General features: G+C 56.7%; 10 protein-coding genes. 5 read left to right on the forward strand and 5 right to left on the reverse strand.

The window, feature by feature from the left end; translation table 11 throughout:
- On the reverse strand, nt 1-1062 hold the full coding sequence (locus tag DYU11_RS17015; RefSeq protein ID WP_119668917.1) for an NAD-dependent epimerase/dehydratase family protein: 1062 nt from the start codon (nt 1060-1062) through the stop codon (nt 1-3).
- Nucleotides 1063-1179: 117 nt separating this feature from the next.
- Complete coding sequence (locus DYU11_RS17020) at nt 1180-3120, reverse strand: KUP/HAK/KT family potassium transporter (RefSeq protein ID WP_119668918.1); 1941 nt, start codon at nt 3118-3120, stop codon at nt 1180-1182.
- Nucleotides 3121-3336: 216 nt separating this feature from the next.
- Between DYU11_RS17020 and DYU11_RS17025 the strand changes: the two genes are divergently transcribed.
- From DYU11_RS17025 to DYU11_RS17045, 5 genes are all read left to right on the forward strand, one after another.
- Nucleotides 3337-4071 (forward strand): DUF2064 domain-containing protein, encoded by a 735-nt coding sequence (locus DYU11_RS17025; RefSeq protein WP_119668919.1) that lies wholly within the window; start codon nt 3337-3339, stop codon nt 4069-4071.
- Nucleotides 4072-4173: 102 nt separating this feature from the next.
- Nucleotides 4174-7239, forward strand: a complete 3066-nt coding sequence (locus DYU11_RS17030) for a TonB-dependent receptor plug domain-containing protein (RefSeq protein WP_119668920.1) — start codon at nt 4174-4176, stop codon at nt 7237-7239.
- 513 nt (nt 7240-7752) lie between these two features.
- Nucleotides 7753-8973 (forward strand): ABC transporter substrate-binding protein, encoded by a 1221-nt coding sequence (locus DYU11_RS17035; protein ID WP_119668921.1) that lies wholly within the window; start codon nt 7753-7755, stop codon nt 8971-8973.
- 17 nt (nt 8974-8990) lie between these two features.
- On the forward strand, nt 8991-9833 hold the full coding sequence (locus DYU11_RS17040; protein WP_119668922.1) for an ABC transporter permease subunit: 843 nt from the start codon (nt 8991-8993) through the stop codon (nt 9831-9833).
- Nucleotides 9823-10680, forward strand: coding sequence for an ABC transporter permease (locus tag DYU11_RS17045; protein ID WP_119668923.1), 858 nt, complete (start codon nt 9823-9825; stop codon nt 10678-10680). Before DYU11_RS17040 ends, DYU11_RS17045 begins: the two co-directional genes overlap by 11 nt.
- Before the next feature lie 45 nt (nt 10681-10725).
- Here DYU11_RS17045 and DYU11_RS17050 read toward each other — a convergent pair whose 3' ends face one another.
- From DYU11_RS17050 to DYU11_RS17060, 3 genes are all read right to left on the reverse strand, one after another.
- Nucleotides 10726-11115: a hypothetical protein gene (locus tag DYU11_RS17050; RefSeq protein ID WP_119668924.1), complete on the reverse strand. Its 390-nt coding sequence runs from the start codon at nt 11113-11115 to the stop codon at nt 10726-10728.
- Between the two features lie 133 nt (nt 11116-11248).
- Nucleotides 11249-11776 carry a hypothetical protein gene (locus DYU11_RS17055; RefSeq protein ID WP_119668925.1) on the reverse strand — a complete coding sequence of 176 codons (528 nt, stop codon included), beginning with the start codon at nt 11774-11776 and terminating at the stop codon, nt 11249-11251.
- A 71-nt stretch (nt 11777-11847) separates the two neighbouring features.
- Nucleotides 11848-12222: a PadR family transcriptional regulator gene (locus tag DYU11_RS17060; RefSeq protein ID WP_119668926.1), complete on the reverse strand. Its 375-nt coding sequence runs from the start codon at nt 12220-12222 to the stop codon at nt 11848-11850.
- Nucleotides 12223-12239 lie beyond the last annotated feature (17 nt).

Below are 12239 nucleotides of genomic sequence, written 5' to 3' on the forward strand. Positions count from 1 at the left end.
TTACTTCAGAATCGGCTCCAGGGCAGCCCGGTTTTCATCGAGCCATTGGGTAATGTCCGTTACGATCTCGCGGATGCCCAGTTCGGGTTTCCAGCCGGTCATCTGCGTAACCTTCGTATTGTCGGTAATGTAGAGTCGAATGTCGGCGGCCCGGTTTTCGGTTACCTGCCGGATCGGTATGGTTTTACCCGTCACTTCCTGGCAAATTGTCGTCAGTTCCTGCAGCGACGCGCTGCTGTCGACGCCCCCGCCTGCGTTCAGAATCTCGCCGTTGACCTGGTCGAGGTTATGCAGTTGCCAGTCCACCAGCCGATACAGATCGGCGATGTGCAGCATGTCGCGGGTTTGTTTGCCCGTTCCGCCGTAGCCGATGTAGGCCAGCGACTGTTCAAAGTAGTGTTTGGCAATCCAGAGTACCATGACGCCCTGGTCGACCTTACCCATCTGCCACGGTCCGGTTATGACCCCACAGCGGTTTATGACCGTTTTCAGACCATAGAACTCGTTGTATTCCTGAATAATCAGTTCCGACGCCAGCTTGGTGGTGCCGTAGAGCGACCGGGCACCATCGAGCGGAAACGTTTCGGCGATGCCCCGCGACGAAACGCCCGGAACGGGTTGATCGTCGGATAGCACGAAGCGCGTTTCGGCTTCCTCAAAATTCAGCGTTTCAATCGTTTTGATCGGGTACACCCGGCTCGTCGACAGAAAGATAAAGCTGGCCTTATGCTTGAGTGCATAATTCAGGCAGTTGACCGTCCCGAACAGGTTGGTGTTGATGAGGTAATCGGGCGTACCGTCCAGTCCGGCCAGTACCGACGGCTCAGCCGATGCTTCGATGACGGCGTCTACGGCGGGCAGCGCATCGAAGTCTTCCTTGCTGCGTATGTCGCCGTGTACGAAGTCGATTCCGGCTTGTTTCAGCCGGGCAATGTTCAGTTCGGAACCGCGCCGTTTGAGGTTGTCCAGCGCAAAAATCTGGTAGTCGGGATAAGAACTCTTGAGCGAAATGGCCAGTGATGAGCCAACAAAGCCGGCCCCGCCGGTGATGAGTATTTTCATAAGCAAAGAGTGAAATCGGACCGCCGAAGCGGAGCGAAAGAGTGAATGAGTGAAAGAGCGGGATCGGACCGAAATGGCGGTTTCGCTCTTTCACTCATTCACTCTTTCGCTCTTTAATCAGCTGGTTATTCGTTTTAGTTTGACGTTTTCTACCGGGCGGATGACCAACGGTACTTTTTCTACCTTGACGGAACTGCTGTCCAGCCCGAACCAGCGGTCTTCGGACGTAGTGAAGCTTTTGAAAAAGAAATACAGGTTCATGATCAGCCGCTCGCGGACCGGCAGATCATTTTCAAACGACAGGAATTTTTCAAGCACTACAAACCGGAAATCACCGATAACGTTCTGTCGGCTCAAGGATTCGTAGCGGCTCGTGATGTCCACTTCCTTGTTCCGCACCATGTCTTCGATCACCTTCCGGAAAAACAGGTTGATCCGCTGCTCGACCCGGAAACCCAGCCGGAACGTTACCTTGTAGCAGTCGTCGGGAGCAATGGTGTTGACTTTATACTCCATCGTGTACGGGTCGTCGGTCGTGTCGACGTGAACGAACCAGTAAATGTCGGCGCGTTTGGGCCGTTTCTGGAATATGGAATAGATGATCTTCGATTCGATCTCCGACTGCCGGGCCGCGTTGCTCATGAACACGAGGTGCGTTGCGTATTTCGGAATACTGATGTCGCGGCTCAGTTCTTTGATGGCCTGGATGTAGTGATCGATGCGGACGTATTCGGTCAGTCGCAGCTTGATCTGGAACGCCTGCAGCCAGATGAGCATAAGCCCGGCGATGGCCGAGCCGATCAGGACGGATACCCAGCCGCCGTGCGGGAATTTGATGAGGTTTGCGACCAGAAACGACCCTTCGATGGATAGGTAAAGGATCAGGAAAACCAGTACGCCCCACGCACTGAATTTTTTGATGTACAGGTAGTACGACATCAGCAGAGTGGTCATCAGCATCGTCAGGGTAATGGCCAGACCGTAGGCCGCTTCCATGTTCGACGACTCCCGGAAGTACAGCACAACCCCCACGCACCCGGCCCACAGCAGTAGGTTCACGCTGGGTACGTAGAGCTGACCTTTCTGAGCGCTTGGGTAACGCAGCCGCACTTTAGGCCAGAAATTTAGCCGGATGGCTTCGCTGATGAGCGTAAACGATCCGCTGATGAGCGCCTGGCTGGCGATAACCGTCGCGGCCGTGGCAATACCGATACCGATGGTCAGGAACCAGGAGGGCATCAGCTCGTAGAAGGGAATGCGGTTGTTGAGCGTTTGCCCTTCGATCCCCAGCAGCCAGGCACCCTGCCCGAAATAGTTGAGCAGCAGGCAGGTTTTAACGAATATCCAGCTGGTGCGAATATTGGCCCGGCCGCAGTGCCCCATGTCGGAATAAAGCGCTTCGGCTCCCGTTGTACACAGGAAGACCGAGCCCAGTAACCAGAACCCACCGGGATATTCGGACAGCAACCAGTAGGCATAATACGGGTTAAAAGCGGCCAGCACCGAAGGCGCCTGCACAATCTGAATGATACCGAGCGTACCCAGCATAACGAACCAGACCAGCATAATGGGGCCAAACGCCGTACCAACCACACTGGTGCCGAACGCCTGTATCAGAAACAGCACCGTCAGGATGGCGATGACAATCGGGACGGTCGGGATGTTGGGATACAGCAGTTCCAGCCCTTCGATCGCCGATGAAACCGAAATGGGGGGCGTAATGATGCCGTCTGCCAGGAGGGCGGCTCCACCAACCATAGCCGGGAGGGTCAGCCAGCGGGCGTGCCGACGAACCAGTGCGTACAGGGCAAAAATGCCACCTTCCCCCCGGTTGTCGGCCCGCAGAATCAGGATGACGTACTTGACGGATGTCTGGAGCGTCAACGTCCAGAATACACAGGATAGAGCCCCCTTTACCAGATTAGCCTGGACCACATTGGTACCGATAATGGCTCGGAGTGTGTAGAGCGGAGACGTACCAATGTCGCCGTAAATGATCCCCAGAGCAACCAGCAGGCCGGCGGCCGAAACGGTGTCCAAGTGTCGTTTGTCTTCCATAAATAAGGCTGCTGCCTACGTACAATGCAGAGGGTAAAAACGCGGCAAAGATAGGCTATGTTTACTATTATTGACTGAGTGCGACAAGAAAGTTAATATGGGTTGAATTTGGTCGAAGCCGCGGGAAATCCATGAACTGACTTCGTGCGTAGATTTTATTGGTAATGTGCTATCGGAAGTGAAGCCGAACCTGTACATTGCGTCGGTTTTAACGTTATGTCTGTCAATTATTCCCGTACTGCTGTTCTCCTGTTTACGCTGTCCGCGCGTGCTGAAACGATCCGTAAAGCACCGGTAGCGATGCGGTTGCGTGGGCGAAGCCAGCCGAAGACCCAGCGGCTGTGGGAAAGCCTTCAGCAACTGGCCGTGGCTAAAGCCCAGGCGGCCGGACTGCCTTGTCTGCGCTCGACCACTCTCCTTAGTTCATCAGAACAGTCGCTGCCCTTTGGCCGGCAACTGCGCCTGGCCGCAACGGCCGCACTCCGGCAGGGGTTCGACCGGATCATCGTCATCGGAAACGATTGCCCCAGTCTTCGCGTGGCTGATCTGCGGGCTGCGGCCGGTACGCTCGCAGAAGATGGGCTGCCAATCGGCTTCGACCAGCGGGGGGGCGTTTTCCTGTTCGGCCTCGACCGCCGTTTCCTGACTCCCGCTTATGCTGATTCGTTCGAGCAGCTGCCCTGGCAAACGGCCCGACTCGGGGCGGCTCTGCAAACCCTGCTGGAGACATCGTTTGGCCGGGTCAGACCGTTGGCAACCGTACGGGCCGACTGGAACAAAGCCGCCGACGTACGTACCGGTACCTGGCTGGCCGGGGCGTTTGCGTGGCTGACTGGCCGTATTGGTTCCCTGCTGGACCAGACTACATCCGACGTTTGTTTCGTTGCTTCGTTTTCCCTTCCCTTCTTTTCCCGCAGCCGCAGTTTGCGGGCCCCACCCGTTCTTAGCTGATCGCTGGTCCTCGTTTGCTGTTTTTTCCGGAGACTACCTCCCCGGTCTGTATTGCTTTACCCTTTAGAACGTCAATTCGCTGCGTGAGCAGCCGTTTCATCTATGAAGAAACTATCCTTGTTTTGCTGGCTCATGCTGAGCCTGACATGTTCTGTTTTTGCCCAGACGACCGATCTGCTCGTAACGGTCCGCGAACTGACCCGGCAACAGGCCGTAACCGGACAGACGGTGTACCTCGAAAACCCGTCAATTGGTCTGAGCCAGTCGGCGCCGACCGATGCCAACGGAAAGGTGCTGTTCCGGGCCTTATCGCTGAACGGGGTGTACCGCGTGTTTACAAAAGAAAACGATACGTACCTCGAAAGCGAAGCGGAAGGCATCGTGCTGCGGGCCAATTTCCGGCGGTCGGTCACGTTGCTGCTGCCGACCAGACGGGAAATTTCCCTGTCGGAAGTGCAGGTTCGGAGCACAAGCGCATCGCGGATCAACACCGTCAACGCCGAAGTATCCTCCGAAATCGATATCCGGAAAGTAGAAGAGCTGCCGGTCGAAGGCCGCGACATCACCCGGGTCCTGTACCGCCTGCCGAACGTCAGCCAGGCAACGGGCTTCTTTCCCGAAGCGCCGAACGTCAGCATCAATGGCGCCAACAGCTTGTATAATAATTACCTGATCGACGGTATGGACAACAACGAGCGGTTTCTGGGGGGGCAGAAGTTTGCCATTCCGGTGGGATTCGCACGCAACGTAACGGTACTGACCAACAACTACTCGGTGGAGTTTGGTAATACCGGCAACGGCATCATCAACATCACGAGTAAATCGGGAAGCAACGAAACCACCGGTGAGGTCTTTTTTCTGACCCGGCCCGGGGCGGTGATTGATGCACAGACCAGCTATCCGCTGCGCGATTTATCCGGAAACCAGGTAAAAGACGGCTTTCAGCGCTACCAGGGCGGATTTGGCGTAGGGGGAGCCCTCGTTAAAAACAAAACGTTCTACTACCTGAACGTAGAGCACACGACCGATATTAAAGATAATCTGCTCACCGCTCCGCTGGTCGGTGTTAATGAAACCATCCGCGGTACGAACCGCTTTACCTACATCTCGGGGAAGATCGACCAGTTCTGGAACGACCGATTCAAGTCCTCGCTGCGGGTCAACGTCGGGCAGGTGGCCATCGGTCGGCAGGCCGGTGGACTCACGGGCGGTATTGCGTTCCCTTCGGCGGCCAATGCGCAGGATCGTAACTCGCTGCTGATCGCGTCGCGCAATACGTATACGACGGACCGATTCTCGTCGGAAACAAACGTGCAGTACAGCCGCTTCCGGTGGAACTACGCCCGCGCCGAAAACCCCGACAGTCCGGACGTAACGGTACTTGACCCAACCGGGCAGGGTGTTGCGTACCTCGGGCACCCCGGCTACCTGTTCGATTCGCACGAAAGTACCGTTCAGGTGCAGCAGAAAGTTTCGTTTTATCGGGGGAACCACACGTTCCGGGCCGGGGCCGAACTGATTTCGGCGAACCATGAACTTTTTGGCGGGGGTAATCCGAACGGCAGCTATACTGTGCAGCTGACGGCGGCTCAACTGGCTGCGCTGCGCGAACGGAATGTCGGTTCAAACCTCAGCCCGACGGATATTCCGGCCGATGCCCGCGTCCTGAGCTATGCCGTCGAACTGCGTCCGGCTGCGTACGGTACAACGCAGAATGTTGTCAGCCTGTACGCCGAAGACCAGTGGACGGTCAGCCCGCAATTGAACGTAACCCTCGGGCTGCGTTACGACTACGACAACCTGTCGAAAGGCGGGGCGGCTCAGGGTGATTTTAACAACCTGGCACCCCGGGGCAGCTTCAACTACAAACTGACCGGCCGCTCGGCCTTACGGGGTGGGGTAGGCCTTTTCTACGACAAAATCCTGTACTCGATCTACAGCGACGCCCTGCAGCAGAACAACTCGGGAGCCGACTTCCGGCGCCAGATTCAGTACTTTGTGGAGCGGGGAGCTCTGCCCGCTGATACCGACATCGACCGGGTTACGTTCGACGGAAACCTGACCGTAGGGGGGGCTACCAGCAACACGGGGCAACCGATTCGGTACCTGCAGGGGCCACCGGCTTCCGCTTATGCCGGGCAGCGGAACCTGTTCAGTGGCGAACGGCGTATTCTGAACCCCAGCGGCTATCAGAATCCGTACACGCTCCAGACAACGCTGGGCTACCAGTACCAGTTGAACGACAATGTGCTGTTCTACGCCGATGCCGTGTACAACGAATCCTACAACCTGTTCCGCACCCGCAACCTGAATGCCCCGGCTCCGTGGGACTACAGCCTGAGTGCGCAGCGGAACATTGCCCGGTCGACGGAATGGGCCAACTCGACCCGCCCCCTGCCGATCTCGAACGGATCGGCCGTGATCAACGGGCAGACCCTGACCGGCGTAGCGCAAAGCCTGGTGATGACCGAAACGGCCGGCCGCTCGCAGTACATGGCGCTGAGCGTGAACCTGCAGAAAGACAAGGGCGCCAGCAATTATGCGTACCGGCTGATCTACACGCTGTCGCGGTTGTATAACGACACCGAGGATATCAACTTCCGGGCGATGGACGCCAATAACTTCGCGGCCGAATGGGGGCCGTCTGTCAACGACCGGCGACACATCATCAACGGAATCGTAAACTACTACGTAGGCCGGTGGTTGACGCTGACGGCCGCAGCCCTGGTGCAGAGCGGTCAGCCGATCAACCGCGTGCCCGACGGATCGCGATACGTCGTCGTGGATCAGAATCTTCAGCCGGTGCTGGTGGAGGGTCGGCAGATCACGACCAATGACCTGAACGGCGACGGTGGCGCATTCGGCGACGCCTATGTGGGCAACAGCGACCGGCAGCCGGGCGAGAGCCGCAATAACGATCGCCTGCCCTGGTCGAAAGTGGTCGACATCAGCGCACAATTCACCATTCCGCTGACTAGTCAACTTAATCGACGGATTGAAATCCGCGCCGATGTTTTTAACGTACTTAATACGAATAACCTGAGTGGTTATTCCAACAATGCCACGCAGAGTAATCAAATTCAGATTGGCCCCCGGGGCAGCGGTTTTGTTCAGCGAAATGCAGCTCCACCCCGTCAGTTTCAATTTGGGGTGCGCTATCTGTTTTGACATAACCGTGGGATTGAACAGTGTGTTGGGTAGTGGGGCTGAACGGGATGCGTTGAGCAGCGTAGCGATTCTGGCGCAACTCGGCCATCCCGCTACCAAGTTTGTTTTAATTAGGTGTGTTCTGGCAGACGGCTTGTTCTTTGAGCGGGCCGTCTCTTTTTTGCGCGTCGTAAGCTGTATTTGGGATAAGCCGGTCAGACGTACCGTCAGACCTAACGGTACATGTTCCGGTCGGGCGTGTGCACCAACAACTCGGTCTGACGGTACGTCTGACCGCCGGAAAAGCGATAGTTAAAACAGACGTTGATTGACTAATTGAAAAAGAGCCGGTCTGACGGTACGTCAGACCTGAAGAGTCGCTCAGAGATACAGCCAGGCCCGGCTATCCGGTCTGACGGTACGTCTGACCGGCTCCGGTGATTCGGTCTTTCGGTCAGACGTACCGTCAGACCGCTGGAGGAATCCGATCATTAACAACAAAACCTTACTTTGGCACTTTTGTAAACGTTTGACATGAATCTCGTTAGACTCATACTTTTTAGTACGTTGCTTTGCACGGCCTGTTCGACAAGCGAGCAGCGCGATCCGGCCACCATTCTGAATCAATCGTGGGCGCAGATTGAACAGGCTGGTAAAGACCAGCCCGTTACGCTGCTGATGTGGCTGGGCGACCCGTATATCAACGACTACATGAACAAGTACGTTAAGCCTGAAGTCCGAAAGCGGTATGGTATTGACCTGCAGATTTCGGGGGGGCAGGGGGCGCAGATTGTACAGACACTCGCAGCCGAACGGGAAGCCGGACAGCCCAGCCAGCTTGATATGGCCTGGATCAATGGCGAAACATTTTACCAGCTTCGGCAGATCGACGGCCTGCTCGGGCCCGTCACCGAAAAGATGCCCAATGCGCGCTTCATCGACTTCACAAACCCGTTCATTGGGGTTGATTTTCAGCAGCCGGTCAATGGCATGGAAGTGCCCTGGGGAAATGTCCAGCTGGCGTTTATCTACGATTCGCAAAAGGTGGCTCAGCCGCCCCGGTCGTTTGCGGAGTTACCGGCCTACGTAAAGGCGCATCCCGGTCAGTTCACCATCCCGAACGAATTTACGGGTATGACCATCCTGAAATCCTGGATGATTGCGCTGTCGGGTGATCCGAAGCTGTTTCAGGGGAAATTCCGGGAGGATGTGTATGAAAAATGGTCGGGGGCGGTGTTTCGACAGATCAATGAACTGAAACCGTACTTCTGGAAACGGGGCGAGACTTTCCCCGAACAGCTCTCGACCCTGCACCAGTTGTTTGCCAACGGCGAAGTGGCCTTTACCTTCTCAAACAATGATGCTGAGGTCGACAATAAGGTGAATCTGGGCTTCTTCCCCAAAACGGCCCGGGCGTACGTACCGGCACCCGGTACCATTCAGAACTCGCACTACATGGGAATTATCCGGAACGCCCAGCATCCGGAAGCGGCTATGCTGGTGGCTAATTTTCTGATATCGCCCGAAGCGCAGCTCAAAAAAATGGACCCGACTGTCTGGGGCGATCATACGGTATTGGCCATTAATAAACTGCCCGCCGACTATCAGCCCCGGTTCAATACCCTGCCCACGCGCCGGTATGCTCCCAAACGCGACGCCATTCAGGGGCTGGCGTTTCAGGAACCCGCCCCGGAATATATGGTTCGGTTGTACAAGGATTTCAGGACGAAGGTGATTGAGGCAAACGAAAACTAACCCTAAAAAACGGTACGGTGAAACAATGGTCACTTCTTCTCTGGCTATACGCTCTGCTGGTGGTAGGCTTGCCGCTGGCCGGGCTGTTCAATGCGTTTTTGTACAGCGTGGGGCTGGCCGGGCCGCTGGCTACGGGTTTTACAGCCCGGTACTGGCAGCAGCTGCCCGGCGAAACCTCACTGCTGGCATCGCTGGGATTCAGCCTCTACGTAGCAGTCGTGTCGGTGGGGCTGGCGATAGCCATTGCTCTGTTCCTGGTCTTACGGCATCAGGCTGCGCTTCGTCGTCGACCGTTCCCGACGCTGCTGTACGTACCGCTGCTGTTTCCGTCGCTGGTGATGGCGTTTTACCTGTTCCAACTGCTGAGCGGATCGGGCTGGCTGGCGCGGATGGCCTACCAACTGCACCTGATTCAGTCGCCGGATGGATTTCCTGAGCTAATTCAGGATGGAGCGGGCATCGGCATCCTGCTGGCGCAGGTCGGGCTGGCATTCCCGTTTTTTACCCTGTTGTTTCAGTCGCTCTACGTCGATGCCCGGCTGGACGACCTGCGGAGCCTGACCCGGACCCTGGGGGCTTCGGGCTGGCAGTTCAACCGGCGGGTGGCCATACCTATTCTCATTCGCCGGGCTGCGCCGACGCTGGTTCTGTACGGGGTAGCGGTGCTCGGCGCATACGATATTCCGCTGCTGCTGGGCCGGAATTACCCGCAGATGCTGTCGCTGTTCATCACCACGAAGCTGCAGCGGTTCGACCTGAGCGATCTGCCCATGGGCTATCTGATCGGGTGTCTGTTCACCCTCGTGCTGATGGCTGTCATTTACGTAACCACCCGCTGGACCCAACGCCATGCCCTCTGATCAGTCGAAACCCGTTCAGGATGCAGAACGCCTGGCTGCACTGCCGGACGCCGGGCCGCGCAACCCCGAACCGGCTGGTTTCCTACGGCGCAGCATTCTGGCCGGGGGGCTGCTGCTGCTGTTTGGTCTGCCGTTCGTCTTGCTGTTGCTGTTGGCGCTGGGACAGTACTGGCGCTTCCCCGACGTACTGCCGCCGGTCTACGCCCTCGATGCGCTGACCCGCGTGGTGTCGGCGGATAGCGCGCTGGCCACCGGGTTTCTGCTGAGTCTGCTGATTGCTACGGTCGTAGCGGTTGTTTCGACGGCGGGTGGGTTTGTGGTGGCCCGGGCTATTGCCGGTGCGTCCCGGCCCGACCGCTGGGTAACGCTGAGCTATCTGCCGTATGCGCTGCCGCCCGTCCTGCTGGCGGTGCTGATTCAGCCCTACTTCATCCGGCTGCATCTGTCGGGTTCGCTGGCCGGCGTGGTGCTTGGCCTGCTGCTGATTACGATCCCGTTTGCCGCCCTGTTTTTCCGAAGCTTCTGGGGGGAGCAGGCAAAGCAGTATGAGCAGCTAAGCCGGACGCTCGGCTGTACGCAGGTGCAGGCGTTTCGGTGGGTACTGCTGCCCCTCGCCCGGCCGCTGCTCATTACGTGCCTGTTTCAGACGTTCCTGATTGCCTGGTTTGATTTTGGATTGACCAATTACCTGAGCGTCGGGAAAGTGCAGACGCTGACGGTGCAGGTGTTCATCTACGTAGGCGAAGCAAACAGCCGGCTGGCGGCCGTTGCGTCGCTGCTGTTGCTGATACCACCCGCCCTGCTGTTATGGGTCAACCGGAAGGCCATTGTCCGGCGGGTATTCTAACGCAAAACCCCAGCCGCTTTAGCGTGACTGGGGTTTTGTCCGGGTTTATCCACGGCGGCCGTAGATGCCGCCACGATCGTACCGGCGACCCTGCTGGAAGGCAAACAGCTTTTGTCGCTGGGCCGGTGTCAGTACCGCGAGCATGGCCTGCTGTTTTTCACGCTGAAGCCGCTGGAACGCCTGCGGATTCCGGCGCTCGCGGGCCGTCAGGCCACGGCGGTCGTACTCATTTTCAATTTTTCTGAGTTGTTTTTCCTGCCGGTTCGTTAGGCCGACAATGTTGTCCAGCTGATTGATCTGGTACGCTTCGACGGCATCGTCAGCCCTCGGGTTCGTCTGAGCCGGAGCAGGATACCGGCTATAGCCCGGTTGGGCAACGGCGCAGCCTGACATCAATACGGTAAGGGTGGCGAAAAGCATGATGGTCTTTTTCATGGTTACTGAGTTTTTGTTGTTTGTTGGTTAGAAGCCAATCTGCTTCCACCGTTTAACAACCCTTTCTCTCAGATCGACCAACTCACCCTTTCGCTAGACGAAGCGCCGGAAATGTACCGATGAATCCGCCGGTTCAGTATTGTTCAGGCGTCAGTAGTTTCTGCCGGATATTCTGCCAATACCAGTTACCGCCGGCAAAGGTCGTTGCGCACAGGCCCACTAGCCACATAATGCCCGACAGGCTCGTGTAAGACCAGGTCCGTTCTTTCATCGCCACCAACAGCGCCATCAGCATCAGGAACAAACCGATGGTCAGGATCAGGGCGTTGCGCATGGCAATTGTGTAGGACTGGCGCAGGTCGTAAGCCCCGTAGGCTTTGTTGCGGTTCTCGAACACAATATCGTCCAGCGTGGCGGTCTGGAGCTGATCGGCGTCGGCCAGTTCGTGGTGGTACGTTTGCTGTAACTGCCGGATAGCCTGGGTATCAACGTCGAGCTGTACTTTCTCAAACGCCTTGTCAAACGGCAGGCCGATCCACATATAATGTTCTACCTCGCAGGCCAGATGATCGAGGAGTTCACGGGCCAGCCTGGTGTCTGAGCAGTTCCGGACCAGATAATCGTACAGAATGCCTATCTGCTGACGGTCAAGGGCTTTCATGGTTGATGTTCGGGTTTAAGAAAAATAATCAGTTTCAGTTGGTATGGCAGATTGCCCCGCCCGGCGACCACTCAGGTGGTTGGATAAGATACTGGCGGATGTACAGATAGGGTAGGCTGTAGATGGAGCAGGGTACGCATCGCTTCAACAAACCGTTCGAACTCCGAAACTTTCTGGATGGCCGTCTGGCTGCCTTGTGGCGTTAGTGAATAGTATTTACGTAATCGCCCGTCAGCCTCTTCCGATTCGGTAATTAAAAGGCCATCCTGTTCAAGTTTGTGTAATACCGGATACAAGGCGCCGAAGGTCAGTACAATTTCACCCTGCGTCCGTTCTTTTACCGACTGCGTGATTTCGTACCCATACATTCGCCCTTGTTCGGCTAATAGTTTCAGGACAATCGTCTTTAGCGTACCGCGCAAAAATTCACTGCTGGATGGTTCCATAATTAGTAGGCATTCAC

This window comes from Fibrisoma montanum, assembly GCF_003583365.1.
Taxonomy (GTDB): domain Bacteria; phylum Bacteroidota; class Bacteroidia; order Cytophagales; family Spirosomataceae; genus Fibrisoma; species Fibrisoma montanum.

Bases quoted from the DNA above. Each gene is read 5' to 3' on its own strand.
- DYU11_RS17015 (WP_119668917.1), bottom strand. From the start codon at position 1,062: ATGAAAATACTCATCACCGGCGGGGCCGGCTTTGTTGGCTCATCACTG.
- DYU11_RS17020 (WP_119668918.1), bottom strand. From the start codon at position 3,120: ATGGAAGACAAACGACACTTGGACACCGTTTCGGCCGCCGGCCTGCTG.
- DYU11_RS17025 (WP_119668919.1), top strand. From the start codon at position 3,337: ATGTCTGTCAATTATTCCCGTACTGCTGTTCTCCTGTTTACGCTGTCC.
- DYU11_RS17030 (WP_119668920.1), top strand. From the start codon at position 4,174: ATGAAGAAACTATCCTTGTTTTGCTGGCTCATGCTGAGCCTGACATGT.
- DYU11_RS17035 (WP_119668921.1), top strand. From the start codon at position 7,753: ATGAATCTCGTTAGACTCATACTTTTTAGTACGTTGCTTTGCACGGCC.
- DYU11_RS17045 (WP_119668923.1), top strand. From the start codon at position 9,823: ATGCCCTCTGATCAGTCGAAACCCGTTCAGGATGCAGAACGCCTGGCT.
- DYU11_RS17050 (WP_119668924.1), bottom strand. From the start codon at position 11,115: ATGAAAAAGACCATCATGCTTTTCGCCACCCTTACCGTATTGATGTCA.
- DYU11_RS17055 (WP_119668925.1), bottom strand. From the start codon at position 11,776: ATGAAAGCCCTTGACCGTCAGCAGATAGGCATTCTGTACGATTATCTG.
- DYU11_RS17060 (WP_119668926.1), bottom strand. From the start codon at position 12,222: ATGGAACCATCCAGCAGTGAATTTTTGCGCGGTACGCTAAAGACGATT.